The 24,098-nt window shown below is 68.5% G+C and carries 22 protein-coding genes; 6 read left to right on the top strand and 16 right to left on the bottom strand.

The genetic code is table 11. From position 1 onward, the window contains the following. Positions 1-3 precede the first annotated feature (3 nt). The 4 genes from WJM96_RS22010 to WJM96_RS21995 are packed head-to-tail and all read left to right on the top strand — an operon-like array spanning position 4 to position 5,079. The gene (locus WJM96_RS22010; protein WP_424814713.1) at positions 4-1,509 is read left to right on the top strand and encodes a DASS family sodium-coupled anion symporter; all 1,506 of its coding nucleotides are present in this window, start codon (positions 4-6) and stop codon (positions 1,507-1,509) included. Positions 1,510-1,538: 29 nt separating this feature from the next. After that, positions 1,539-2,216, top strand: coding sequence for a 4Fe-4S dicluster domain-containing protein (locus WJM96_RS22005; RefSeq protein WP_424814712.1), 678 nt, complete (start codon positions 1,539-1,541; stop codon positions 2,214-2,216). Next, positions 2,213-3,835, top strand: coding sequence for an FAD-binding protein (locus tag WJM96_RS22000; protein WP_424814711.1), 1,623 nt, complete (start codon positions 2,213-2,215; stop codon positions 3,833-3,835). The genes WJM96_RS22005 and WJM96_RS22000 overlap by 4 nt, the downstream gene beginning before the upstream one ends. Then, positions 3,832-5,079, top strand: a complete 1,248-nt coding sequence (locus WJM96_RS21995) for an NADH-ubiquinone oxidoreductase-F iron-sulfur binding region domain-containing protein (protein WP_424814710.1) — start codon at positions 3,832-3,834, stop codon at positions 5,077-5,079. The genes WJM96_RS22000 and WJM96_RS21995 overlap by 4 nt, the downstream gene beginning before the upstream one ends. A gap of 26 nt (positions 5,080-5,105) precedes the next feature. Here WJM96_RS21995 and WJM96_RS21990 read toward each other — a convergent pair whose 3' ends face one another. Then, positions 5,106-6,008 carry an ABC transporter permease gene (locus WJM96_RS21990; RefSeq protein ID WP_424814709.1) on the bottom strand — a complete coding sequence of 301 codons (903 nt, stop codon included), beginning with the start codon at positions 6,006-6,008 and terminating at the stop codon, positions 5,106-5,108. Continuing rightward, positions 6,005-6,958 (bottom strand): ABC transporter permease, encoded by a 954-nt coding sequence (locus tag WJM96_RS21985; RefSeq protein WP_424814708.1) that lies wholly within the window; start codon positions 6,956-6,958, stop codon positions 6,005-6,007. Before WJM96_RS21985 ends, WJM96_RS21990 begins: the two co-directional genes overlap by 4 nt. A 173-nt stretch (positions 6,959-7,131) precedes the next feature. Between WJM96_RS21985 and WJM96_RS21980 the strand changes: the two genes are divergently transcribed. Next, a complete protein-coding gene (locus WJM96_RS21980; protein WP_424814707.1) occupies positions 7,132-7,866 on the top strand; it encodes an aspartate/glutamate racemase family protein in 735 nt (244 codons plus the stop codon). Here the strand turns inward: WJM96_RS21980 and WJM96_RS21975 are convergent. Genes WJM96_RS21975 through WJM96_RS21965 form a run of 3 tightly spaced genes read right to left on the bottom strand, consistent with a single transcriptional unit; the run spans position 7,844 to position 11,161 of the window. Next, positions 7,844-8,851 carry a C-terminal binding protein gene (locus WJM96_RS21975; RefSeq protein ID WP_424814706.1) on the bottom strand — a complete coding sequence of 336 codons (1,008 nt, stop codon included), beginning with the start codon at positions 8,849-8,851 and terminating at the stop codon, positions 7,844-7,846. The two genes, WJM96_RS21980 and WJM96_RS21975, sit on opposite strands and share 23 nt — an antisense overlap. Before the next feature lie 22 nt (positions 8,852-8,873). Beyond that, positions 8,874-9,575, bottom strand: coding sequence for a DUF4145 domain-containing protein (locus tag WJM96_RS21970; protein WP_424814705.1), 702 nt, complete (start codon positions 9,573-9,575; stop codon positions 8,874-8,876). Positions 9,576-9,625: 50 nt separating this feature from the next. Next, positions 9,626-11,161, bottom strand: coding sequence for a UxaA family hydrolase (locus WJM96_RS21965; RefSeq protein ID WP_424814704.1), 1,536 nt, complete (start codon positions 11,159-11,161; stop codon positions 9,626-9,628). Positions 11,162-11,274: 113 nt separating this feature from the next. Here WJM96_RS21965 and WJM96_RS21960 point away from each other — a divergent pair, with 113 nt between their 5' ends. Further along, entirely contained in the window at positions 11,275-12,255 is a 981-nt protein-coding gene (locus tag WJM96_RS21960) for a sialic acid TRAP transporter substrate-binding protein SiaP (RefSeq protein WP_424814703.1), read from the top strand. Between the two features lie 123 nt (positions 12,256-12,378). On the opposite strand, the gene WJM96_RS21955 is transcribed toward WJM96_RS21960, so the two are convergent. From WJM96_RS21955 to WJM96_RS21905, 11 genes are all read right to left on the bottom strand, one after another. Then, on the bottom strand, positions 12,379-13,425 hold the full coding sequence (locus WJM96_RS21955; protein WP_424814702.1) for a glycosyltransferase family 4 protein: 1,047 nt from the start codon (positions 13,423-13,425) through the stop codon (positions 12,379-12,381). 50 nt (positions 13,426-13,475) lie between these two features. Further along, on the bottom strand, positions 13,476-14,570 hold the full coding sequence (locus tag WJM96_RS21950) for an endo-1,4-beta-xylanase (RefSeq protein ID WP_424814701.1): 1,095 nt from the start codon (positions 14,568-14,570) through the stop codon (positions 13,476-13,478). After that, positions 14,567-15,412 (bottom strand): ferritin-like domain-containing protein, encoded by an 846-nt coding sequence (locus WJM96_RS21945; protein ID WP_424814700.1) that lies wholly within the window; start codon positions 15,410-15,412, stop codon positions 14,567-14,569. Before WJM96_RS21945 ends, WJM96_RS21950 begins: the two co-directional genes overlap by 4 nt. A 91-nt stretch (positions 15,413-15,503) precedes the next feature. Then, a complete protein-coding gene (locus WJM96_RS21940; RefSeq protein WP_424814699.1) occupies positions 15,504-15,914 on the bottom strand; it encodes a F0F1 ATP synthase subunit epsilon in 411 nt (136 codons plus the stop codon). A 180-nt stretch (positions 15,915-16,094) separates the two neighbouring features. Further along, positions 16,095-17,522 (bottom strand): F0F1 ATP synthase subunit beta, encoded by a 1,428-nt coding sequence (atpD, locus tag WJM96_RS21935; protein WP_424814698.1) that lies wholly within the window; start codon positions 17,520-17,522, stop codon positions 16,095-16,097. Positions 17,523-17,549: 27 nt separating this feature from the next. After that, positions 17,550-18,437 carry a F0F1 ATP synthase subunit gamma gene (locus WJM96_RS21930; protein WP_424814697.1) on the bottom strand — a complete coding sequence of 296 codons (888 nt, stop codon included), beginning with the start codon at positions 18,435-18,437 and terminating at the stop codon, positions 17,550-17,552. A gap of 33 nt (positions 18,438-18,470) precedes the next feature. After that, on the bottom strand, positions 18,471-20,003 hold the full coding sequence (gene atpA / locus WJM96_RS21925) for a F0F1 ATP synthase subunit alpha (protein ID WP_424814696.1): 1,533 nt from the start codon (positions 20,001-20,003) through the stop codon (positions 18,471-18,473). Between the two features lies 1 nt (position 20,004). Further along, positions 20,005-20,595: an ATP synthase F1 subunit delta gene (gene atpH / locus WJM96_RS21920; protein WP_424814695.1), complete on the bottom strand. Its 591-nt coding sequence runs from the start codon at positions 20,593-20,595 to the stop codon at positions 20,005-20,007. Between the two features lie 102 nt (positions 20,596-20,697). Beyond that, the gene (locus tag WJM96_RS21915) at positions 20,698-22,206 is read right to left on the bottom strand and encodes a GTPase family protein (protein ID WP_424814694.1); all 1,509 of its coding nucleotides are present in this window, start codon (positions 22,204-22,206) and stop codon (positions 20,698-20,700) included. Beyond that, on the bottom strand, positions 22,203-23,393 hold the full coding sequence (locus tag WJM96_RS21910) for a YcjF family protein (RefSeq protein ID WP_424814693.1): 1,191 nt from the start codon (positions 23,391-23,393) through the stop codon (positions 22,203-22,205). Before WJM96_RS21910 ends, WJM96_RS21915 begins: the two co-directional genes overlap by 4 nt. Positions 23,394-23,440: 47 nt before the next feature. After that, positions 23,441-24,094: a CoA transferase subunit B gene (locus WJM96_RS21905; protein ID WP_424814692.1), complete on the bottom strand. Its 654-nt coding sequence runs from the start codon at positions 24,092-24,094 to the stop codon at positions 23,441-23,443. Positions 24,095-24,098 lie beyond the last annotated feature (4 nt).

Below are 24,098 nucleotides of genomic sequence, written 5' to 3'. Positions count from 1 at the left end.
ACGATGTTCGCGCGGCTGAAGTCGATCTACGAATTCTTCAAGGGCGTGGTGCCGTTCCGGCTGCAGCCCGCCATCATCACCACGATCTTCCTGTTCGTCATGCTGCTGCTGCCCGTTCCCGAGGGGCTGACGCCGAAATCCTGGGCGCTGGTGGCGATCTTCCTGACGACGATCCTCGCCATCATCCTCAAAGTCATGCCGATCGGCGTTATGGCCATGATGGCCATGACCATCGTCGCCCTTTCGCAGGTAACGGCGACATCCTCGAGAGCCGCCGTCGCGGATGCGCTGGCCAGTCTCTCCAGCCCGCTGATCTGGCTGATCGTGGTCGCGATCCTCATCTCGCGCGGATTGAAGAAGACCGGCCTGGGCAGCCGGGTGGGCCTGATCTTCATCAGCCAACTGGGCAGAAAGACGGTCGGGATCGGCTACGGCCTGGCGTTCTGCGAGCTGATCCTGGCCCCCTTCACGCCCAGCAACACGGCGCGCGGCGGCGGCATCGTGCATCCCATCATGAAGTCTATCGCCGGCGCCTTCGGCTCGGACCCCGCCAATGGCACCGAGCGGAAGATGGGCACCTATCTCTCGCTGGTGAACATCCATGCCAACACCATCACCTCCGGCATGTTCATCACCGCCACCGCGCCGAACCCGCTGGTGGTCAACTACGTCGCGCGGGTGACCAACCAGAGCTTCTACCTGAGCTGGACGGATTGGGCGCTCTACATGCTCGTCCCGGGCCTCACCTGCCTGCTGCTCATGCCGCTCGTCCTCTCCTTCATCTCCCCGCCCGAGGTGAAGTCGACGCCGGACGCCATCGGCCACGCGCAGAGGGAGCTGAAGGCGATGGGCCCGCTCTCCGGCAAGGAGTGGGTGATGATCGGCACCTTCGCCATGCTGCTGGTGCTCTGGGCCAATATCCCGGCAATGATCTTCGGCCCGGCCTTCACGCTCGACCCCACGGCCGTCGCCTTCCTCGGCCTCTTCACCCTCATCATCACCGGCACGATCGATTGGGACGACGTGCTCTCCGAGAAGAGCGCCTGGGACACGCTCATCTGGTTCGGCGCCCTGGTGATGATGGCCGAGCAGCTGAACAAGACGGGCGTCATCGCCTGGTTCTCGGATCTGCTGAAGGGCGGGATCCTGGCTGCCGGCATGGGCTGGGAGGCCGCGGCGGCGCTGCTCGTGCTGCTCTTCGTCTTCTCGCACTACTTCTTCGCCAGCACGACGGCCCATATCAGCGCCATGATGCTGGCCTTCCTGACGGTCGGCGTGGGAATCGTGCCGGCGGCCTATGTCGGGCTGTTCCTGATGATGATGATCGCGGGCTCGACCATCATGATGACCCTGACCCACTACGCGACCGGCACCTCGCCCATCATCTTCGGCAGCGGCTACGTCTCGCTGGCCGAGTGGTGGAAGGTAGGCTTCATCATGTGCGTGGGCGAGCTCATCATCTACGCCACGCTCGGCGCCGCGTGGTGGAAGCTGCTGGGCATCTGGTGAGCCCAGCGGTCGATCGGGGAGGTATCCGGATGGCCGTCGATTCAGAATCCGCAACCGAGCTTGGCCTGACCTTCGACGGGCATGCCATCCGGGCAAGGAAAGGCGCGTCCCTGCTGCAGGCCTGGACCGGGGCCGGCCTGCCGCTGACGGAGAATGTCGGCTGCATGGGCCAGGGCGTCTGCGGAGCCTGCCGCGTCCTGGTGCGCCGCCAGGGCGAGCGCCTGGCCAGCACGGCGCTGGCCTGCGAGATGCTGGCCGAGGAGGGAATGCAGGTTTCCTTCATCGACCACTTCCCCGCCCGCCGTTCGCACGCCTACGACCTGCACGACCTGACCGACAGCTGGACGGCGCTCGATCAGATCGACACTGTCTTCCCCGAGGCCAAGCACTGCCGGCACTGCAACGGCTGCGACCGCGCCTGCCCGAAGGGGATCGACGTGCAGCGCATGGTGAACCTCGCCGCCATCGGCCAGACCGATGCGGCGGCGGAGCTCTTCGACCATTGCGTTCTCTGCAACCTCTGCGTCGCCGCCTGCCCGGAGCATATCGACCCCGCCCATCTCGGGCAGTTCGTGCGGCGGATGCGCGCCTCGCTCACCTTGCGGCCGTCGGACCTGGTGATGCGCCTTCATGAGATCGCGGACGGGCGGCAGGCCATCGACTTCGATGCCCCCGGCGCCAACCCGCCGCCCGAGGCATCACCATGAGCGCCGCCGGAATTCCCTATCCGCAGGCGCTGGAAGCCTGGCGGCGCGCCGCCCCGGCCAAGGCGCAGGCGCTGGACGTCGCTGTGCCGGACCTGTTGGCAGGCCATCATCCGGACCGCCAGCCGGGCGCCATGGTCAAGCTGGTCGCAGGCCCCAGCGCCGGCCAGGAATGCCCGGCCATCCTCGCCGACCTGCTGCAGGCGGATTCCCTGCTGGAGGATGTGGACATCGCCGGCGCGCCGACCCTCGATGCCGACGTTCTGGTGATCGGCGCGGGCGGCGCAGGCTGCGTCGCGGCGCTGACCGCCGCGCGCGCGGGCGCGCGCGTGCTGCTCGCCACCAAGCTGCGCATCGGCGACAGCAACACCGTCATGGCCGAGGGCGGCATCCAGGCCGCGGTGGGCGCCGACGACAGCCTCCAGCGCCATTTCGAGGACACGCTGCGCGCCGGCCATTTCGCCGCCGACAAGGCGCTGGTCGCGGCCCTGGTCTCGGACGGGCCCGCGGCCATTCGCTGGCTGATCCAGCAGGGAATGAATTTCGACCTCACCGAGAACAGCCAACGCATGGGTGGCACGCTGCTGCGCAAGAAGCCGGGCGGGGCCACCGCCGCCCGGCTGCTCTCCTATCGCGACTTCACCGGGCTGGAGCTCATGCGCGCGCTGCGGGAGGCGACGCTCATGCAGCCCGGGATCGCGCTGCTCGACCGCCATCCGGCGATCGAGCTGTTGAGCGACGATCGCGGGCGCTGCGCGGGCGCGGTGCTGCATGATCTCGCGCGCGGCCGGCCGGTACTGGCCCGTGCCGGGGCGGTGGTGCTCGCCACCGGCGGCGCGGGGCGGCTGCATCTCGCGGGCTTCCCCACCTCCAACCATTACGGCGCCACGGCGGATGGGCTGGCGCTGGCCTATCGCCTCGGCGCGCCGCTCCGCGAGGTGGACAGCTTCCAGTACCACCCGACCGGCATCGCCTGGCCGCCGCATATGGAGGGCGCGCTGGTCAGCGAGTCGGCCCGTTCCTCCGGCGCATTCCTGGTGAACGGGAAGGGCGAGCGCTTCACCGACGAGCTGCAGACGCGCGACGTCGTCGCCTCCGCCATCCTGCGCGAAATCGCGGAGGGGCGGGGCATTACGCGGGACGGCAAGACGGGGATCTTCCTCGACACGCCGATGCTGGAGAAGGCGAAGCCGGGCATCCTGGAGAAGAGCCTCGTCACGCTGCGGCACCTCGCGCATCGCGGCGGCTTCGACCCGGCCGAGGAGCCTTTCCTCATCCGGCCCACGCTGCACTACCAGAATGGCGGCGTGGTGATCGACCCGAAGGGCCGCACGCCGGTCCCCGGCCTGCTCTGCGCCGGCGAGGTGACGGGCGGGCTGCATGGGCGCAACCGCATGATGGGCAACGCGCTGCTGGAGCTGGTGGTGTATGGCCGCCTGGCCGGCGCGGCCGCCGCGACGGATGCCCGCGGCGAGCGCCCGCGCAACGTAGGCCTGACGCACCTGGCCGACTGGCGCCGCGGCCTGGTGGCGCAGGGCCTGCCGCTCACCCGGAAGTCACCGATGATCTTCCCGCCCTACGGCAATTTCGACGCGGTGACCGACCGCGGAGTGGCGGCATGAGCGCCGTCCTTACCGCCGAGGCCATCCAGGTCGGGCCGGATCTCGGGGCTTGGCTCGCCGCCGGCGGCGGCCAGGGGCTGGAACGCGCGCTGGCCGAGCCGTCCGGCATCATTCCCATGCTGGAGGCCGCGGGCCTGCGCGGGCTGGGCGGTGCCGGCTTCCCGACGCATCGCAAATGGGCTGCCGTGGCCGCCCAGCCCCCCTTTCCGGAAGGCGGCGGCAAATGGATCATCTGCAACGGCAACGAGGACGAGCCAGGCACCTTCAAGGACCGCTTCCTGCTCTCCCGCACGCCGCATCAGGTGATCGAGGGCGCGCTGATCGGCGCCGTCGCCGTAAAGGCGAACATCATCGCGCTCTACGTCAATCCGCGCGAGACGGCTTCGGTCGAGGCACTGCGGGAAGCGGCGGCGGCCTGGCAGGGGCATCCGCTCCTGGCCCGTGTCGGCGAGGCCGTGGGCGTGCCGGTGGAGATCCGCGTCAGCCCCAGCTCCGGCCTCTATGTCGGTGGCGAGGAGACGGCGGCCGTCGCGAGCGTGATGGGCGGCTTCCCCTTCCCCTCGCTCAAACCCCCCTTCCCCGCCGAGAGGGGCGTGAACGGCGCGCCGACGCTGCTGAACAATGTCGAGACCTTCGCCCATGTGACGCATGTGCTGGGCCGGGGCGCCAGATGGTACCGGGCGCTCGGCCTCGGCGACGCGGTTGGCACCAAGCTCTACTCGCTTTCCGGCGACGTGCTGCGCCCGGGCCTGCATGAGCTGCCGATGGGCACCTCGCTGCGGGAGCTGGTGTTCGAGCATGGTGGCGGGATGCTGGGGGGCAAGGCCTTCAAGGCGGTGTTCACCGGCGGTCCCTCGAACACGCTGCTGACCGCCCGCGACCTCGACGTGGCGCTGGATTTCGAGAGCCTGCGCGCCAGTGGCTCGCGCCTCGGCACGGGGGCGATGATCGTGGTCGGCGAGGGCACCAGCATCCTGCGCAAGACGGCGGAATACGTCGCCTTCTTCGCCGCGAATTCCTGCGGCCAATGCTCCTCCTGCAAGATCGGAACGCATCAGGTCTCGCGTATCCTCGAGCGCATCGAGGCGGGGGCCGGAAGGCCGGCCGATCTCGGGGCGCTGGAGAATCTCACGCGGCTTCTGCCGGGGTCCGGCCGCTGCGGCCTGGTGGATGGCGCGGCGACGGTGCTCGCCAGTTCACTCGCCACCTTCCCGGAGGAGTACCGGCGGGCCTTGAGGATCTAGCCCGCCATCCACGTCAAAGGCTGACTTCAGCCTTTCACATCCATCGCCTGGCGCAGACCATCGCTCAGCAGGTTGAAGCAGATGGAGGTCACGAAGATGCAGACCCCGGGCAGCACCGCCACCCAGGGCTGCACGTAGATCGCCGTGCGCAGCGTGTTCAGCATCAGGCCCCATTCCGGCTCGGGCGGCCGCGTGCCGAGGCCGAGGAAGCTCAGCCCCGACGCCAGGATCATGCAGACGCTGATCAATGAGGTCGCATAGACGAAGATCGGCCCCAGCACGTTCCCGAGCACATGCACCCGCACGATGGTGAAGGCCGAGGCGCCGGACGCCCGGGCCGCATCCACGAAATCGAGGTTGCGGACGCCCGTCGTCACCGATTCCGCCACGCGGATGATCTGCGGCACGAAGACCAGCGTCAGGGCCAGGATCGCGTTCATGATACCCGCGCCCAACGCGCCGGAGATCGCGACTGCCAGCAGTACCGAGGGGAAGGCGTAGAAGATGTCGGTCACGCGCATGATCAGCATGTTCACGCGCCCGCCCGCGAAACCCGCGAGCACGCCGAGCGTGGTGCCGATCACGAAGGCCAGCGCGACCGGCACGATCCCCATGAACCAGGAGAGGCGGCCGCCATAGATCAGGCGCGTCAGCATGTCGCGCCCGAGCTCGTCGGTGCCGAGCGGGTAGTTGGGCGTGCCGAGCGGCCGCAGCCGGCGCATCATGCTGCCCTGATACGGGTCATGGGGCGCGATCAGCGGCGCGAAGACGATGACGGCGAGAAGCACCAGCAGCAAGGCCCCGCAGCAGATCGCGACGGGGTCGCGGCGCAGGCGCTTCCATACCCCGGCCCAATAGCCTTGGGATTTCGCGACAGCCTCGCGCGACTGGACGGCGAGCTCGGCGCCCGCGGCGGTGGTGGTGCTCATGCGCGCTTGATTCTCGGATCGAGAGTGGTCTGGATGACGTCGACGAGCAGGTTCAGCGTCACGAAGAACATGGCCAGCACCAGGATGGTCCCCTGCAGCACCGGCAGGTCCCGCTGGAAGATGGCGCTGTTCAGCAGCAGCCCCGTCCCCGGCCAGGAGAACACCGTCTCCACCAGGATCGAGCCGCCCATGAGGTAGCCGAGCTGCAGGCCGATCACCGCCAGCGCGTTCGGCGCCGCGTTCTTCACGACATGGAGGAAGATGTTCCAGTTGGTGAGGCCCTTGCCCCGCAGCGCCGTCACGAATTCCTGGTTCATGATCTCCGCCACGATGCCGCGCACCGTGCGCGTCACGATGCCCATCGGGATCACCGAGAGCGTCACCGCCGGCAGGATCAGGTGCTGGATATGCTCCCAGTTCCAGGCCCATTCGGAGCTGCCGCCCGGCCCCGCGCCCATGGCCGGCAGCCAGTTGAGCTGCACCGAGAAGATCACGACCATGACCATGCCGAGCCAGTAGTGCGGCACCGAGACGCCGGCCACCGCCGTGGTCACCGCCGCGCGGTCGAGCAGGCTGCCCCGGAAGGTGCCCGCGAGCCCGCCGAGGATGCAGCCCAGCACGAAGCCGATCATGGAGGCCGCGCCCGCCAGCATCAGCGTGTTGCCGATGGCCGAATGCAGGTCGGCCCAGACCGGCCGCCCCGTCGCGAGCGAGCGGCCCAGGTCGCCCTGCACCACCTTGCCCAGCCAGATCCCGAACTGCACCGGCAGCGGCTTGTCGAGCCCATAGTCGCGGCGCACCTGATCCACGACATCCTGAGGCGCGTCCGGCGGCACGATGGCGTTGATGGGGTCGCCCGGCGCGATCTGCACCAGCATGAAGCACACGAAGCCCACCGCGAGCGCGATCGGGATCGCGTAGATCAGCCGGCGCAGGAGGTAGAAGAACATCGTTTCTCCTTACTGGATGCACGGCAGGCGAATCCGCGCGGACCGGGAGGGCGCAGCCCAGCCATCCTGAAGCTATGTAGCGCGAGGTAGGCCCGGGGGAGCAAGGTGGATGCGGGGTGTTTCGCCCTGCTGCCTCTTGCCTTTGCCCAGGGGCCGGGCAGAACTGCCCGTCGATGAAGCTCCTCCTCCTCAACGGCAACACCGACGCCGCGATCACCGGCAAGCTGGCCGCCGCCGCCCGCGCCATGTGCCCGCATGAGATCGTGCCCGTCACGGCGCGCTTCGGGGCGCGCTACATCGCGACGCGCGCGGCCTCGGCCATCGCGGCGCATGCGGTGCTGGACATCCTGGCCGAGCGCGTCGGCGCCACGAACCCCGAGGGCTTCGGCGCCGTGGTCATCGCCTGCTTCGGCGACCCGGGGCTGGAGGCCGCACGGGAGATGCTGCCCATCCCGGTGCTGGGCCTGGCCGACGCCTCCATCCCCGCCGCGCTGCGGATCGCGCCGCGCGTGGCGCTGCTGACGGGCGGCACGGCCTGGGTGCCCATGCTGGAGGAATTCGCCCTGCTGCGCGGCCATGGACCGGAGACGGTGCGCGTGGCGGCCGTCACCCCCACCGGCGACATGATCGCCCGCGAGCCCGACCGCGCGCTGGGCCTGCTGGCGGAGGCGGCGGAGGAACAGGTGGCGGCGGGCGCCGGCGCGGTGGTGCTGGGGGGCGCGGGGCTGGTCGGCCTCGCGGAACGGCTGCAGCCCAAGTTGAGCGTGCCGGTGCTGGACTGCCTACGCGCGACACTGGAGGCGGTGGAGAGCACGCCTCCCGGAACGGCGCCGATGCAGCCGGCGCCGAGCGTGGGGCTCGGCGCCGCGCTGGAGCAGGCGCTGGTCAGTCCGATTCCGGCGGGATGACGTTGGTCTTGAGGCCGCGGACGAGGACGTCGCGCATGGTCTCGGCCGACTTCAGGCGGATGTCGTCCCAGGCCTCGGGGCTGTGGAAGGCGACGTGCGGCATGATCACGAGGCGGCCCATCAGCCAGGACTCCCTGGCGCGGTAGGCCTGCACGAGCGCGGGCACGGGATCGACCGGCGGCTCCACCGGCACCACGTCCAGCCCGGCGGCCGCGACATGGCCGGAGCGCAGCGCGGCCTCCAGCGCGTCGATGTCCAGGATCGGGCCGCGCGCCGTGTTGATCACCACCGCGTTCTTCGGCAGCAGCGCCAGCTCCTTGGCGCCGACCAGGCCGCGCGTGTTGCGCGTGAGCGGGCAGTGGATGGACAGCACGTCGGAGACCGCCATCAGCGCCTCCAGGCTCTCCATGCGCTGCACGCCGATCGCGCGGTCGGCGCCGTTGGGCAGGAAGCGGTCGTAGAAGGCGACCTTGAAGCCGAGCGCCTTGGCCCGCAGCGCCGCCGCCGTGCCGATGCGGCCGAGGCCGAGCACGCCGAAGGTCTGCACCTCGAAGCGGCGGACGATGGGGTTCTGGATGACGCCCCATGCCGCCGGCGGGTCCTGCCGCTGCGCGTCGTGATGCAGCACCAGCCCGCGCCGCAGCGCGACGGTGAGGGCGATCGCGGTGTCCGCGACCTCCTGCGTCCCGTAGTCGGGCACGTTGCAGACCTTGATGCCGCGGCGCGCGCATTCGGCGCGGTCCACGCGGTCGTAGCCCACGCCCATGCGGATCACGACCTTGAGTCTGGGGAATTTGGCCAATGCTTCGGCCGGGACGGCCATGCGGAGGGTCATGAGGCCGTCCACCTCGGCGCAGAGCGCGTCGGGGAGCTCCATGAGGGATTTCTTGGCGTTGCCGGTGAGGATGCGGACCCCGTCGCCCATGATGCGCTGTTCGAGGGCGGTGTCGGGGTAGAGGGATTCTGGTTCTAGGACGTTCAGCATGTGCTTCCTGATCAATTTTGGTTTAGAATTTTGGCCTTATCGAAGGCTTCGGTATTCGATCACGAGCTTCTTTTCGTTTTATGAAATCGTTATATCGTTCGGTTAAGTCATATACATATTCCACGATGGCATTTACGAATGATCTTAAATCATCCACATCTTCTCTCGATATTTCGATATCTGTTGGATGAGCTGCCAAATTGCGAAAAGCATGAAGTTGTTGACTCCAATTATATAATCTATCATCGATTATATTGTCATCTTTTAATTTTTTAATCCCATTATATAAGGTGATATTCTTAGGTTTCGGCTTCTGTTCTTCCTCTGCTTGTTTGTCGAGAATATCGCGGCACAGCGCTTCCAATGCCCGTCCGAGCATCACGCAAGTGGCGATATTTGCTCCCGCCTGAACGCATTTTTCCGCTTCTCGTAGTGATTTTTTAACAATGCGGGGAATTCTCCAACTAGTAAAAATTTTTGGAGGCCTTGGATAGACACGAGTTATTTCTGTCCATGCATCCTCTTCATAATCAATATTTTCAAACCCAATCTGAGTTGATTCTCCCACTAAGATTACTGCACACGCGGGGCATTTACCCATTAGAATTACTTTACCCCAAGGTTCAGAATTTTCGTGATCGAAACCACTGGCCTCCGTACGGCCGGTCTCCTCCGCCGCGACTTTCACATTACAATTTGAGCATTCAATAACGAACGTTGCCATAATATTCCATCCGGACTATTGGCGGCTAAATATAGAATACATTTCTTGCTTCACATCGTCGCTCCCAACACCCAAGGCGCAAACTCCGCATCCCCGAACCCCAGCGCCTCGCTCTTCGTCGGCTCCCCACTCGCCGTCGCCAGCATGTGGGAAAAAATCCGAGCCCCGCACTCCCCCACGCTCTCCGTCCCGTCCAGCACCGTCCCGCAATTGATGTCCATGTCCTCCTCCATGTGGGAGAACATCGCCGTGTTCGTCGCCAGCTTCAGCGACGGCGCCGGCTTGCAGCCGAAGACGCTGCCGCGCCCCGTGGTGAAGCACATCAGGTTCGCGCCCCCGGCCACCTGGCCCGTCGCGCCCACGGGGTCGTAGCCCGGCGTGTCCATGAAGACGAAGCCGCGCTCGCGCACCGCCTCCGCATAGCGCAGCACGTCCACGAGGTTCGTCGTCCCCGCCTTCGCCATCGCGCCCAGCGACTTCTCCAGGATCGTCGTCAGCCCGCCGGCCTTGTTGCCCGGCGACGGGTTGGCGTTCATCTCCGCCCCCTCGCGCGCCGTGTACTCCTCCCACCAATGCATCACGTCCACGAGCTTGCGGCCGACCTCTTCCGAGACGGCGCGGCGCGTCAGCAGGTGCTCGGCGCCATAGGTCTCGGGCGATTCGCTCAGGATCACCGTGCCGCCGTGACGCACCACGAGGTCCGAGGCCGCGCCCAGCGCCGGATTGGCCGTGATGCCCGAATACCCGTCCGAGCCGCCGCATTGCAGCGCCACGGTGAGCTCGCTGGCAGGCACGGGCACGCGCGCCACCTGGTTGGCCTCGCCCAGCACCTCGCGCACGAAGTCGATGCCGGCCTGCACCGTCTTCCGCGTGCCGCCGCTCTCCTGGATGGTCAGCGTGCGCAGGCGGCCGGCCAGCCGCTGCTCCTCCAGCAGCCCGCCGAGCTGGTTCACCTCGCAGCCCAGCCCGATCGCGATGACGTGCGAGAAGTTGGGATGCCGCGCGAAGCCGGCGAGCACGCGGCGCAGCACGCGCAGCGGCTCGCCCTCCGTCATGCCGCAGCCGGTCTTGTGGGTGAGGGCGACCACGCCGTCGACGTTGGGATAGGCAGCCAGCGGGTCCGGGCCCTCGACGAAGGGGTTCTTCGTGAAGGCGCGCGCGATGAGGTCGGCCACATGGGCCGAGCAGTTCACGCTGGTGATAATGCCGATGTAGTTGCGCGTCGCGACCCTGCCGTCCGCGCGGCGGATGCCCTGGAACTCGGCGGGCACCGGCACGGCCAGGGTTGGCCGCGCGTCCACGCCCCAGGCGTAGTCGCGGGCGAAGTCGCCCATGGCGCAGTTCTGCGTGTGCACCCATTCGCCTGGCGCGATGGGCTGGGTGGCGAAGCCGATGATCTGCCCGTAGCGGCGGATTTCCTGCCCCGGCGCATGCCCCGTCACCGCGACCTTGTGGCCGGCCGGAATCCGCGACCGCGCCACGACATTGGGGGCGACGGGGGTGCCGGGCGGCAGGGTGCGCCGGGCGATCACCACGCCATCCTCGGCATGCAGGCGGATAACGGGCGTGTCCGCGATCGTGTCCATGGTTCGTTGTCTCCCCTGGGCGGGGAGTTTGCCGCGCGTTTCCCTGTTGCGAAAGGGTAAGGAAAGGCCGCAGCATGCCGTCACAAAATCAATACTTCGGGAGACTGACGTTCATGATCCGCCGCCGTTCGCTGGGGCTCGGCCTCGGCGCTGCCACGCTTGCCGCCCCGGCCCTGCGCAACCCTGCCGTCGCCCAGGGCACGCGGCTGCGCTGGGCCCATGTCTACGAGGTCAACGAACCTTATCACACGGAGGCGCAATGGGCGGCGCGCGAGATCGCGAGCCGCACCAACGGCCGCTGGAACATCGAGGTCTTCGCGGCTTCCGCCCTCGGCAACGAGCCGCAGATCAACCAGGGGCTGACGCTCGGCTCGGTGGACATCATCTACACCGGCGTGGCCTTCGCGGGCGCCAGCTACCGCCCGATCGCCATCTCCCACGCGCCCTACATGCTGCGCGACTACGACCACTTCCAGAAGTATCGCGCCTCCGACCTGCATAAGGAGCTGGTGGCCGGATACGACCGGCAGACCAACCATCACGGCGTGGCGCTCACCTATTACGGCGACCGGCACGTGACGGCGAACCGCAGCGTCATGGCGCCCGGTGACCTGCGCGGCGTGAAGGTGCGCGTGCCCCAGGCGCCCTCCTTCCTGATGTTCACGCGCGCCGTCGGCGCCAACGCCACGCCCATCGCCTTCGCCGAGGTCTATCTGGCGCTCCAGAACGGCACAGTGGACGCGCAGGAGAATCCCCTGCCGACCATCCAGGCCAAGAAGTTCTACGAGGTACAGAGCCATATCAGCCTGACCGGCCACATCACCGACAGCCTGCTCAGCATCATCAGCAACGGCACCTGGCGCCGCCTCTCGCCCGCTGACCGCGACATCTTCGTCGAGGTGCTGGGTCAGGCCGCCGACCGCGCCGGCGTCGCCATCCGTAGCCAGGAGCAGGAGCTCGCAGGGTGGTTCCGCACCCAGGGCAAGACGGTGCAGGAGCCCGACCGCGCCGCCTTCCGCGCCGCCTGCGCCCCGCTGCACAATGAAGGCGTGGGCTGGACCCGCGCCCAGTACAACAGGCTGCAGGGTCTTTAATCTGCCCTCAAACGCCGGGCGCGCTCCGCGCGCTTGGCTTCGTCGGGCCACGGGCTCGGCGTGCGGCGCTGGCTTATGGGCGGCGTCTGCCGCCCTGCCGGACGGCTGGATAGGTTTGCTGGCTCAGCGCCAGCCGATGCCGGCGCGGCGCATCCGCCGCAGCACATAGGACGTCCAGCCGAGCTGCAGAACCAGCGCGGGCAACACGACCAGCGGCTTGTCCGCCGGCGCCAGGCCCATGAACAGGAAGGCCAGCGCCGTGTGGAACAGCACGAAGCCGCCATGCACGGCGGCTACCCAACGCACGCTCATGCCGCTGCGCTGGGCCATCTGGTAGAGGTGCGAGCGGTGCGGCGCGCTCACCTTCTCGCCCATGGCCGCCCGGCGAATCAGCGTGAAGCTCGCATCGTAGAGCAGGCCGAAGAGCAGCAGCGGCACGATGAGGAAGCTGACCTGGCTTGCCTCGAAGCCGCCTGCCGCCACAGCCAGCACCGCCAGCATGAAGCCCGCGAACTGGCTGCCGACATCGCCCATGAAGATGCGCGCCGGGTGGAGGTTGAAGGGCAGGAAGCCCGCAAAGCCCGCCGTCAGGAAGACGGCCGCCGCGAAGACGAACCAGCCCTCATTCGCCGCGGCGATGGCCGCCAGCGCCGCGCAGGCGACGACCATCACGCCGCCCACCAGCCCGTCCAGACCGTCCATGAAGTTCACAGCATTGGTGCAGCCGACGATCCAGAAGAGCGTGATGGCATAGCCGAGCCACCCCAGCGGCACCTCGCCGAAGCCCGGCAAGGAGAGCCTGTGCAGGACCAGGCCAGCCCCCATCGCGACCATCGCGGCCAGCGCCTGCGCGCCGAGCTTCACGAAGAAGCGGAAGTCCCACGCATCATCGGCCAGCGAGACGGCCGCGATGGCGACGGCGGCGACGACCACGCTGACGAAGCGCTCCTCCGCGAGCGGTGCCAGGGCGGCCAGATGGTAGAAGGCGAACATCCCCAGGATGAAGGCCACCACGGGCCCCACGCCGCCGCCCCGGGGGGTCGGCCGCGTATGGGCTTTGCGCGCGTCCGGATGATCGAGGATCGGCCAGGCGATCATCGCCCGCACCACCGCCGCCGAGATCAGCGCGAGCGGCAAGGCCAGGAGCAGGATGAGCGTGACGTCGGACATGGGCCGCCCGGCCTATGCCCTGTGCCAGCGCTTGCGGCAATGGGCCGGGGTCATGAGAAGAGCCGCGCCAGCGCCGCGCGCAGGGCCTTGGGCCTGAGCTCCGCATCATAGGGGTGGCCGCGATGGGTCTGGCCGTCCCGGCGCGCCACGCCCGGGTCGGTCACCAGCCAGGAGTCGCGGTCGGTCAGGCCCCAGGTCAGGAAGGTGCGCGCGCCGCCGTCGATGGCCGCCTGGAGGAAGCGCGTGGCGTATTCCGCCACCGCCGCGTCCCGCGCCTCCAGCGTGGGGGCGAGCTGGTCGGGCTCGCGCACGTCCATCTCGGTGATCAGCACGGCCAGGCCCAGCTCATGCAGGCTGCGGACGAAGGCGGTGAAGATCTCGGGCCGGAAGGGGTCGCGCATCTGCAGGTGGCCCTGGATGCCGATGGCGTCCAGCGGGCAGTTCCGGTCCAGCAGCCCCCGCACCACACGCAGCAGTCGCTGTCGCTTGGTGTTGGCGCCGCGCGTGTCGGCGTAGAGGTCGAACTCGTTCAGGGTCAGCCGCAGCGTCGGGTCCGCCTGGCGCGCGATCCGCAGGGCAGTCTCGATATATCCGGGGCCAAGGGCCTGCAGCCAGGGCGTGGGACGCAGGTCGCCATCGGTGGGGTCCGGATTGTCGCTGCCGGGGGGCACGGCGATGACCTCGTTCACCACATCCCAGTCGCGGATGGCGGCGCGGGTCTCCGCGAGCACCGTGGTGATGTGGGTTTCCAGCACCGCTCGCGCCTGGGCCGGCCCCTCGGCCAGCGCCGGGGCCAGCCAGGGCGGCATGGCGACGTGCCAGAGCAGCGTGTGGCCGCGGATGCGCTGGTTGGCCGCCTGCGCATGGCGGATGACCGCGCGCAGGGGCTCGAAATCGAAACGTCCGCGCTCGGGCTGCAGGACGTCCCACTTGCCTTCCCATTCGCCGACCACGATCGCGGCCTCGCGCGCGGTCAGGGCCACCAGCGCGGGGTCACGCTCCATGATCTCGCTGCGGACGGCGGTGCCGAAGGTCATGCCGCGGATTCGGGCCAGGTCCCGCAAACCCGGGGCCTGCGCCAAGGCAGGGCGATGAAACGCCGCGACGCCGGCCAAGCCGGCCAGCGTGCGACGCCGCAGCCTCACGCGGCCAGAGCTTGCGGTTGTGTGGCGGCGAGGTTCTTGCGGAACTTGTCCCGCTTCCAGACGAGCAACTTCCAGGCAAGCCGGGCTGCCACGGCGGAAAGCTTGCCGCGCGGCTCCAACCCCACCGACTTCAGGATCATTGCCGTGCTGCGCTCGATATGGCGGAAGCGGTAATAGCCCATAGCCCGGCCCATATAGCCGGCCGAGCAGCGCCCATGCTCATAGGCGACGCCGGGACCGTCATTGCTGCAGTGGAAGGCGAAGGCGAGTTCGTCATCCTCCGTCTCGCCGATGCGGCCGAGCGCGACCTGCAGCCGCTTGACGAAGGAGAGGTTCTCCCGCGCCAGATAGCGCCTCATATGGTCGTAGAAGAGCTTGAAATGCCGGTACTCATCGGCGGCGATGAGGCGGCAGATCTCCTTCAACACGGGCTCGTCAGAGGCCTCGCCGAGAGCGGTGTAGTAGCTGGAGGTCCCCGTCTCGACCATGCAGCGGGCGATCAACTCCCCGGTGCGGGAACCACGGCGCGAGGCATCCGCCTTCACGTCGATGGTATAGCCCTCGCGATACCGGGCGAAGGAGCCCATGTAGTCGAATTCGGGGTCCGCCAGGCCGGCCCAGCGACCCAGCGCGTCGCCGTGCTGGATCTCCTCGACCGCCCAGTTCTCCGCGGCCAGGGAGAAATCCGGATCGTCCCGGAAGACGCTCTTGAGATAGAGGGCGTAGTCGTCGCCGTTGCGCTCGACCATCGCCGCGGCCTTGACGAGGGGCACGACCTCGGGATCGACCTTGGAGGGGTCGAAACTGTCCCAGGCCACTTGCTCGATCGTCCAGTGCTTCATGCCATTCCTTGCCGCAGCCTGCTGGAATCCAGACGACACCAGCCGGCCGATCCGGCCCCGCTTTCACAGATGCGGGAAGAACGAAGCGGATTCAAGCCGCTTCGGCAGAATCCCGCATGGCGCGCATCGCGAGCAGCTTGCCCATCGCGGCGTCGCGCCGCTCCGGCGTGTCGTTCGCGGCGGCATTATAGGCCGCATCGGCCTCCGCAATGCGGCGATCCGCCTCGGCCTTGGAAAGCTCGGCCACCGGCGTGGCCTCGTCGGCCAGGACGGTCACGCGCTCGGGCGTCACCTCGGCGAAGCCGCCAGCGACGAAGAGGCGCTCAGCATCGCGGCCGCCATCGACCACGCGGATGACGCCGCCCTTGAGCGCCACGATCATGGGCGCGTGGCCGGGCAGCACCCCCATCTCACCCTCGGCGGCGGGGATGACGACCATCTCCACCTGACGGGAGAGGAGCAGCTTTTCCGGCGAGACCAGTTCGAGTTGGAAGGTGGCCATGCGAATTCCCCGTCACCGCAACGCCGAGACAGGCCTGCCCCGCCTCAGCGCCGCCCTCAGATCATCCGGCCGCGACTGCTGCCGGCGCCGCCCACATGCCCGAGCAGCCAGCGCGCCTGTGACGCGGCGTAGCCAAGGCCGCGGAGCGGCCGCCCGGCGCCTGAGGGCGCAAAAATCAGCTCAAGCAGCTTGCTTGAGCGTCTCGGCCTTCTTCGCGGCCTCTTCGATGGTGCCGACCATGTAGAAGGCAGCTTCCGGCAGGTGGTCGAACTCACCCTTGCAGATGGCGGCGAAGCTGCGGATCGTGTCCTCCAGCTTCACGAAGACGCCCGGCGTGCCGGTGAAGACCTCGGCCACGTGGAAGGGCTGGCTGAGGAAGCGCTGGATCTTGCGCGCGCGCGCCACGATCAGCTTGTCCTCTTCCGAGAGCTCGTCCATGCCCAGAATGGCGATGATGTCCTGCAGCGACTTGTAGGTCTGCAGGATCTTCTGGACCTCGCGGGCCGTCTCGTAATGCTCGGTGCCGACGACGCGGGGGTCCATCGCGCGGCTCGTGGAGTCTAGCGGATCCACGGCCGGGAAGATGCCCAGCTCGGCGATGGAGCGGTTGAGCACCGTCGTCGCGTCAAGGTGCGCGAAGGAGGTCGCGGGGGCCGGGTCGGTAAGGTCGTCGGCGGGCACGTAGATGGCCTGAACCGAGGTGATCGAACCCTTCTTGGTCGAGGTGATGCGCTCCTGCAGGGCGCCCATGTCCGTCGACAGCGTGGGCTGATAGCCCACCGCCGAGGGGATGCGGCCCAGAAGCGCCGACACCTCGGCGCCCGCCTGCGTGAAGCGGAAGATGTTGTCGATGAAGAACAGCACGTCCTGGCCCTGCTCGTCGCGGAAGTACTCCGCCATCGAGAGGCCCGAGAGGGCGACGCGGGCGCGGGCGCCCGGCGGCTCGTTCATCTGGCCATAGACCAGGGCCACCTTGGAGCCCTCGGTCGTGCCCTCGCCGAGCTTGATAACGCCGGCATCGACCATCTCGTGGTAGAGGTCGTTGCCCTCGCGCGTGCGCTCGCCGACGCCGGCGAAGACGGACACGCCGCCGTGGCCCTTGGCGATGTTGTTGATCAGCTCCTGGATGGTCACGGTCTTGCCCACGCCGGCGCCGCCGAAGAGGCCGATCTTGCCGCCCTTCAGGTAGGGGGCCAGCAGGTCGATGACCTTGATGCCGGTGACCAGGATCTCGGCGCTCGTCGCCTGCTCCTCGAAGGCCGGGGCCTCGCGGTGGATCGGGAAGAACATCGTGGCCTCGACCGGGCCGCGCTCGTCGATCGGCTCGCCGATGACGTTCAGAATGCGGCCGAGCGTGCCGGGGCCCACGGGCACGGAGATACCCTTGCCGGTGTCGACCACTTCCGTGCCACGGACCAGGCCGTCCGTCGTGTCCATGGCGATGCAGCGCACCGTGCGCTCGCCCAGGTGCTGCGCGACCTCGAGAACGAGGCGCTGCTCACCGATGTGCAGCTCCAGCGCGTTCATGATCGCGGGGAGCTCGGCGGGGAACTGCACGTCCACCACGGCGCCGAGCACCTGCGTCACCTGACCGACATTGTTCTTCATTGCCCGGATTCCTTCGTCTTGCGGCGCTTAAAGGGCTTCGGCACCCGAGATGATCTCGATCAGCTCGCGGGTGATGTTGGCCTGGCGCGTACGGTTGTAGTTCAGCGTCAGCTTGTTGATCATCTCGCCCGCGTTGCGCGTGGCGTTGTCCATGGCCGTCATCTGGCTGCCGTAGAAGCCGGCGGCCGATTCCAGCAGCGCGCGGTAGATCTGGATGGCCAGATTCTGCGGCAGCAGCTTCGCGAGGATCTCCTCCTCGGTCGGCTCGAATTCATAGAGCGCCGGCGCGCCCTCGCTCGGCGCGGCGGCCACGGCCTCCGGCATCGGCGTCGGAATGAGCTGCTGCTCCACCGGCGTCTGGCTGATAACGTTCTTGAAGCGGTTATAGACGAGGGAGCAGACGTCGAATCCGCCGTTCTCCAGCATCTCCGTAACCTGGGACGCGATCTCGGCCGCATCCTCGAAGCCCACGACCTTCTTGCCGGCGAGGCTGATCTCACCGATCACGCGGCTCGCGAGCTCGCGCTTCAGGTAGCTCGACGCCTTGCGGCCGACCGTCAGGAGCTTGACCGTCTTGCCCTCGGCCTCGAGGGCGCGGACGCGGTTGCGGGCGAAGCGGCCCACATTGGTGTTGAACGCGCCCGCCAGGCCGCGGTCCGCCGCGACGACGACGAGCAGGTGGACCTGCTCGGCGCCGGTGCCGACCAGCAGCTTCGGCGCGTCGGGGCTACCGACAACCGAGGCGCCGAGGGAGGCGAGCATGCGCTCCATCCGCTCCGCGTACGGGCGGGCAGCCTCGGCCTGGGACTGCGCGCGGCGGAGCTTGGCGGCGGCCACCATCTTCATGGCCTGCGTGATCTTCCGCGTGGACTTCACGCTGTTGATCCGCAGGCGCAGGCTCTTCAGGGTCGCCATGTCAGTGGGTCTCCGCCGGGTCTAGCGTGGCGTTCAGGCGAAGGACTTGGCGAAGCCGTCGAGGAAAGCGACCAGCTTGGCCTCGGTCTCCTTCTTGATCTCGCGATCATTCCGGATGGAGGCCACGATGTCCGGCGCGCTCGCCTTCAGGTCAGCCAGCAGGCGCGACTCGAACTCGCCCACCTTGTTCAGGGGCAGCTTGTCGAGGTAGCCGCGCGTGCCCGCGAAGATCGCGATGACCTGGTCCTCGACAGCGACCGGCTTGAACTGGGGCTGCTTCAGCAGCTCCGTCAGGCGGGCGCCGCGGTTCAGCAGGGCCTGGGTGGAGGCGTCGAGATCCGAGGAGAACTGCGCGAAGGCCGCCATCTCGCGGTACTGCGCCAGCTCCAGCTTGATCTTGCCGGCCACCTGCTTCATCGCCTTGATCTGCGCGGCGGAACCGACGCGCGAGACCGAGAGGCCGACGTTCACGGCGGGGCGGATGCCCTTGAAGAAGAGCTCCGTCTCCAGGAAGATCTGGCCGTCCGTGATCGAGATCACGTTCGTCGGGATGTAGGCGGACACGTCGCCGGCCTGCGTCTCGATGACCGGCAGCGCCGTCAGCGAGCCATTGCCGAAATCATCGCCCATCTTCGCCGCACGCTCGAGCAGGCGGGAGTGCAGGTAGAACACGTCGCCCGGATAGGCCTCGCGGCCCGGCGGACGGCGCAGCAGCAGCGACATCTGGCGGTAGGCAACGGCCTGCTTCGACAGATCGTCGTAGAAGATGACCGCGTGCTTGCCGTTGTCGCGGAAGAACTCGCCCATGGTGCAGCCGGTGTACGGTGCCAGGAACTGCATCGGAGCCGGATCGGAAGCCGTGGCGGCGACGATGATCGAGTACTCGAGCGCGCCGTTCTCCTCCAGCGTCTTCACGAGCTGGGCGACGGTGGAGCGCTTCTGGCCGACCGCGACGTAGATGCAGTAGAGCTTCTTGCTCTCGTCATCGCCGGCGTTGATCGCCTTCTGATTCAGGATGGTGTCCACGATCACGGCGGTCTTGCCGGTCTGGCGGTCACCGATGATCAGCTCGCGCTGGCCGCGGCCGATGGGGATCAGGGCGTCGATCGCCTTGATGCCCGTCTGCATCGGCTCGTGCACGGACTTGCGGGGGATGATGCCCGGCGCCTTCACTTCGGCGCGCATGCGCACGACGTCGGTGAGCGGACCCTTGCCGTCGATCGGGTTGCCGAGGCCATCGACCACGCGGCCGAGCAGGCCCTTGCCGACCGGCACGTCCACGATGGAGCCCGTGCGGCTGACGGTGTCGCCTTCGCGGATGTTCTGGTCCGAGCCGAAGATCACGACGCCGACATTGTCGGTCTCGAGGTTCAGCGCCATGCCCTTCACGCCGGAGGCGGGGAAGTCGACCAGCTCGCCGGCCATGACGTTCTGCAGCCCGTAGACGCGCGCGATGCCGTCGCCGACCGACAGCACGGTGCCGACCTCGGCCACGTTCGCTTCAGCGTCGAAGCCCGCGATCTGCTGCTTCAGGATCTCCGAAATCTCGGCCGGACGGATTTCCATCTCAGGCGGCTCCCTTCATGGCGAATTGCATGCGCTGCAGTTTGGACTTGAGGCTGTTGTCGTAGAGGCGCGAGCCGATCCGGACGATCAGCCCACCCAGGATGGCGGGGTCGACGGTCTCGGCCAGCTTCACGCCGGAAATGCCGCTCTCCGTCAGGCGCGCGGCGATCTGGGCGCGCTGCGTGTCGGTGAGGGGGAAGGCGCTGGTCACGTGCGCGACCTGCTGGCCGCGGCGCTGCGCGAGCTCGGCGCCGAAGGCCGCGGCGACGGCGGGCAGCGAGGCGAGGCGGCGGTTGTTCACCAGCACGCCCACGAGCTTGCGGACCTCCTCGCCCACGCCCACCTTTTGGATGATGGCGGTAAGCACCTTCTGCTGCTCGGCCGCGCCACGGCGCGGGTCGGCGAGGAAGGCGCGGAAATCGGCATCGCTGCGCCAGACTTCCATGAGGCGCTCGAGATCGTTCGCGATGCGATCGAGCACGCCCGGATCCTGCGCGCGGAGATCATCGGCGAGGCCCAGAAGGGCAAGGGCGTAACGCGCGGCGACGCCAGCACTTTGGCTCGCGTTCAGGTCAATGGTCTCGGCGGCCACCTGGCTGTCCCGGTCCTGTTCCTGGGGTCACCTCACCGGGGGTTTCCGGCCGAGGCGAGGGGCCTCTATCATACGCATGACGGGACGGCAACCAAGGTGGCCTCACTGTTTTAAGGCCGATTTCAGCAGGCTCCAGCCGCCGCGCACCGCGCGGTTGGCCTCGGTGGCCAGGCCCGGATGCGCGCCCTCTTCCCGCAGGCGCTCGTGGCGGGAGCGGCGGGCGCCGTCCAGCCCGGCGGCGATGTGCGCCCACAAGGCCTCGATATTCCAGGCGGCTGCGCCATCCGGCACGGCCACGGGCACCACGGAATCGACCGGCAAGCCCAGCGCGGACGCCACGGAATCGCGCGCGGCGGCGATATTGCGCGCCTTGGGGGAGGCCGGGCTCACCAGATCGTAAGGCGGGCTCCATTCGGCGGCCGGGCGCAGAAGGTCCGCATGCGTCATGGCCGCCAGGACCGGCGGCGGCCGGCTCAGGCGCTGGTTGCCGGCCCATTCCCGCAGCGCATCGAGCGCCGCCGCATCCGGCCCGCGGCCCGGCTGCGTCGCGGATACGACCCACAGAATCATGTCCGCCCGCCCAGCCTCGCGCAGAAACCGGCGCTGGTCCGCCAATGGCGGCATGTCGGCGATGTTCAGTGCCGGGCGGCCTTCCACCGTCACCAGATGCTCGCGCACCGGCCCTTCGCTCGGCGCCGCGCCGACATGCGCGCGCGCCGCGCCCGCCAGCGCGTTGAGCAGCGAGGTCTTGCCCGCCTTGGCCTGCCCGACCAGCAGCAGGCGCGGCGGCGACTCGGCCTCCGCCGTCGCCGCATCGGCGCGCTCAAGCTCAGCGAGCTCGGTCACGGAGAGGCGCAGCCGGCCGGAATAGAGGTCGATCGCCGCACGGCCCGTCGCATGGATGAGCGCGGCCGTGGCGTTGCGGCGGAAGTTCCCGCTGAGGAAATTGCCCGTGGCGCCAAAGGCCAGGCGCTGCCCCTCCTGGGCGATGGCCTGTGGCGGATTGGCCACGGCGCGGAACAACCTCCACGCCGTCTCGCCCACATCGTAGGCCATGCGCGCGGCGGTCCCGTAGCGATCGACGAAGCGCTGCAGCCACAAGGCATCGCTGATCCGGATGCGCGACGATCCGGGCAAGGAGATCACCCATTTCCGCAGGCGATGCGCCACCTGCTCGGTCACCAGCAGCGCCTCGGGCAGGGTGACGCGGGCCGTCGGATCGCGCTGGCCGGGGTGGAAATGGCCGGCCACCAGCTCCACCGTCTCGCGCGCCAGCGACTCGGCGCGGGCGAGGTCATCGAACTCCAGCGGCTTCGCCTCTTCCGCGAAGCGCAGCACCTTTTCCCAGGCGGCGCTTTCCTCGGCGTCCCAGCCCTCCACCGGCCGCTCCTCTCCGGCCATGAGAGCCGCGGCCCGCTCCCGCGCCCGGCGGCGGACCAGGATACGCAGCGGCCAGCCCAGCAGCCCCAGTGCCGCCGCCGCCAGCGCCCATTCCAGCACCCGCCCATTCTGCCAGAGCCAGAGCAGACCCAGCCCGAAGAGCGAGAGCCATGGCAGTGCCAGCAGCACCGCCAGCAGCAACTCCACCGCATGACGGCGCGCCCAGTTCACCGCGGGCGCTCGCGCCAGTTGCGGAAGGCGCGGCGATAAGCCTCGCGCACCTCTGCGGCCGGGGCGGATTGCCCGGCGCGGACGGCGCGCAGGAAAACGAGCGCGGCCTCGCCGGTCCCGGCCGTGAAGGCAGCCGCGCTACCGGCATTGAGGGCGACTCCCGCCGCGGTGCCCAGCACCGGCACCACCTTCGCAGCCTCCGCCACCAGGTAGCGCAGGCCGAACCAGCCCGCCGTGCCGATGCCCAGGCTGCCCGCGAAGGCGCCAAAAAGTCCCGGCGTCCATTCGACCTGATAACGGCTCGCCAGCCGGTGCAGCATCGCACCCTGCAGCGCCGCAAGCCCCGCCATCCCGGCGAGCGGCACGGGCACCGCGCCGGCGCCTGCCGCCAGCGCCGTATAGGCATAGATGGTCCGCCGTGCCGCCTTCTGGCGGCGGTCATCCCCCTCGCCGGCACGGGCCGCATGCAACGCCGCGAGCGCGTCCGGCAGGGCCGATTCGAGCGCCGAATCCAGCGCCTCCAGCCGGTAGTCCCGCGGCTCCAGTCCATCGCCCTCCTGCGTGAAGTCGATGGGCACGAAGACCGGCGGGCTATCGCCCGGCACATCGCGGAACAGCTGGCGCTGATAAGCCAGCGAATCGCGCAGCGCCTCGGGCGCCTCGGCCTCCACGAAGGGCACGGCGTGGTTGCGCCCCGGCGGGTAGCGGCGGTGCAGGCCGGTCTGCGCGACGACCAGCGGCCAGTCCGGATGGCGCTTCCGGGCCTGCCGGATCACGCGCAGCACCACTTCCTGCGCCGGATCGTCCACCTGCATGACGGCGAGCAGGAGATGCGCCTGCCCCTCGCACCAGGCGATGTCCTCGGTGGGGTCGTAGCCCGCCTCCTCCAGCCCGCGCGTGTCGAGGAAGCGGAGGAAGGGCGCCTCCTCCGGCACGTCGTAGAAGGCGGCGAGGCGCGTGCAGGGCTGGTAGCCCTGGCCCACCTCGGCGCGCGGGTCGCCCGTGAGCGCGGAGACGATCGCGGTCTTGCCCGCGCCCGTCTTGCCCAGCAGCCAGAGCACGGGCGCGGCGGCGCGGGCCTGGTGCCGCAGCTCGCGCTCCGCCTTGTCCAGATCGGAGGCGAAGAGGACCTCCCTCACCGCGTCCCAGAGCTGGGCGACTTTCCGGATGCCGCCGGGAAGGTTCATCTCAAGGGGTTTCCGTGGCTTGCCTGTCGCGAAAACCCCCTTTTGCGTCAGGCGTTGGCGAGTGCGACGCGGAAATCCGCCCCCGTCTTGGCCTTCACCTCGTCCAGCGTGACATCGGGCGCGAGTTCGATCAGGGCCACGCCCTCGTTGCCCCGGCGGTCGATGGTGAAGACCGCGAGTTCGGTTACCACCATGTCCACGACGCGCGAGCCGGTGAGCGGCAGCTCGCACTGCTTCAGCAGCTTCGGCTCGTCGCCCTTGGCGGTGTGCTCCATCAGCACCACCACACGCTTCACGCCCGCCACGAGGTCCATGGCGCCGCCCATCCCCTTCACCATCTTGCCGGGGATCATCCAGTTCGCGAGGTCGCCGTTCTGGGCCACCTGCAGCGCGCCGAGGATCGACAGATCGATATGCCCGCCGCGGATCATGGCGAAGCTGTCGGCGCTGCTGAAGATGCTGGTCGTCGGCAGCATGGAGACGGTCTGCTTGCCGGCATTGATGATGTCGGGATCCTCCTCGCCTTCCACCGGGAAGGGCCCGATGCCGAGCATGCCGTTCTCGCTCTGCAGCTGCACGGAGATGCCGGGCGGGATGTGGTTGGCCACCAGCGTCGGTATGCCGATGCCGAGATTGACGTAGAAGCCGTCCTCGAGCTCACGCGCCGCGCGGGCGGCCATCTGGTCGCGGTTCCAGGGCATGGTC

The sequence above is a fragment of the Roseococcus sp. YIM B11640 genome, assembly GCF_049727625.1.
Classification (GTDB): domain Bacteria; phylum Pseudomonadota; class Alphaproteobacteria; order Acetobacterales; family Acetobacteraceae; genus Roseococcus.
Note: the sequence above shows the minus strand (reverse complement) of the source record. Positions and strands in the feature narration are given on the sequence as shown.

Bases quoted from the DNA above. Each gene is read 5' to 3' on its own strand.
- WJM96_RS21995 (WP_424814710.1), top strand. From the start codon at position 3,832: ATGAGCGCCGTCCTTACCGCCGAGGCCATCCAGGTCGGGCCGGATCTC.
- WJM96_RS22000 (WP_424814711.1), top strand. From the start codon at position 2,213: ATGAGCGCCGCCGGAATTCCCTATCCGCAGGCGCTGGAAGCCTGGCGG.
- atpA (WP_424814696.1), bottom strand. From the start codon at position 20,003: ATGGAAATCCGTCCGGCCGAGATTTCGGAGATCCTGAAGCAGCAGATC.
- WJM96_RS21980 (WP_424814707.1), top strand. From the start codon at position 7,132: ATGAAGCTCCTCCTCCTCAACGGCAACACCGACGCCGCGATCACCGGC.
- WJM96_RS21945 (WP_424814700.1), bottom strand. From the start codon at position 15,412: ATGAAGCACTGGACGATCGAGCAAGTGGCCTGGGACAGTTTCGACCCC.
- WJM96_RS21975 (WP_424814706.1), bottom strand. From the start codon at position 8,851: ATGCTGAACGTCCTAGAACCAGAATCCCTCTACCCCGACACCGCCCTC.
- atpD (WP_424814698.1), bottom strand. From the start codon at position 17,522: ATGAAGAACAATGTCGGTCAGGTGACGCAGGTGCTCGGCGCCGTGGTG.
- WJM96_RS22010 (WP_424814713.1), top strand. From the start codon at position 4: ATGTTCGCGCGGCTGAAGTCGATCTACGAATTCTTCAAGGGCGTGGTG.
- WJM96_RS21990 (WP_424814709.1), bottom strand. From the start codon at position 6,008: ATGAGCACCACCACCGCCGCGGGCGCCGAGCTCGCCGTCCAGTCGCGC.
- WJM96_RS22005 (WP_424814712.1), top strand. From the start codon at position 1,539: ATGGCCGTCGATTCAGAATCCGCAACCGAGCTTGGCCTGACCTTCGAC.
- WJM96_RS21940 (WP_424814699.1), bottom strand. From the start codon at position 15,914: ATGGCCACCTTCCAACTCGAACTGGTCTCGCCGGAAAAGCTGCTCCTC.
- WJM96_RS21905 (WP_424814692.1), bottom strand. From the start codon at position 24,094: ATGCCCTGGAACCGCGACCAGATGGCCGCCCGCGCGGCGCGTGAGCTC.
- WJM96_RS21910 (WP_424814693.1), bottom strand. From the start codon at position 23,393: ATGAACCTTCCCGGCGGCATCCGGAAAGTCGCCCAGCTCTGGGACGCG.
- WJM96_RS21965 (WP_424814704.1), bottom strand. From the start codon at position 11,161: ATGGACACGATCGCGGACACGCCCGTTATCCGCCTGCATGCCGAGGAT.
- WJM96_RS21970 (WP_424814705.1), bottom strand. From the start codon at position 9,575: ATGGCAACGTTCGTTATTGAATGCTCAAATTGTAATGTGAAAGTCGCG.
- WJM96_RS21955 (WP_424814702.1), bottom strand. From the start codon at position 13,425: ATGTCCGACGTCACGCTCATCCTGCTCCTGGCCTTGCCGCTCGCGCTG.
- WJM96_RS21930 (WP_424814697.1), bottom strand. From the start codon at position 18,437: ATGGCGACCCTGAAGAGCCTGCGCCTGCGGATCAACAGCGTGAAGTCC.
- WJM96_RS21985 (WP_424814708.1), bottom strand. From the start codon at position 6,958: ATGTTCTTCTACCTCCTGCGCCGGCTGATCTACGCGATCCCGATCGCG.
- WJM96_RS21960 (WP_424814703.1), top strand. From the start codon at position 11,275: ATGATCCGCCGCCGTTCGCTGGGGCTCGGCCTCGGCGCTGCCACGCTT.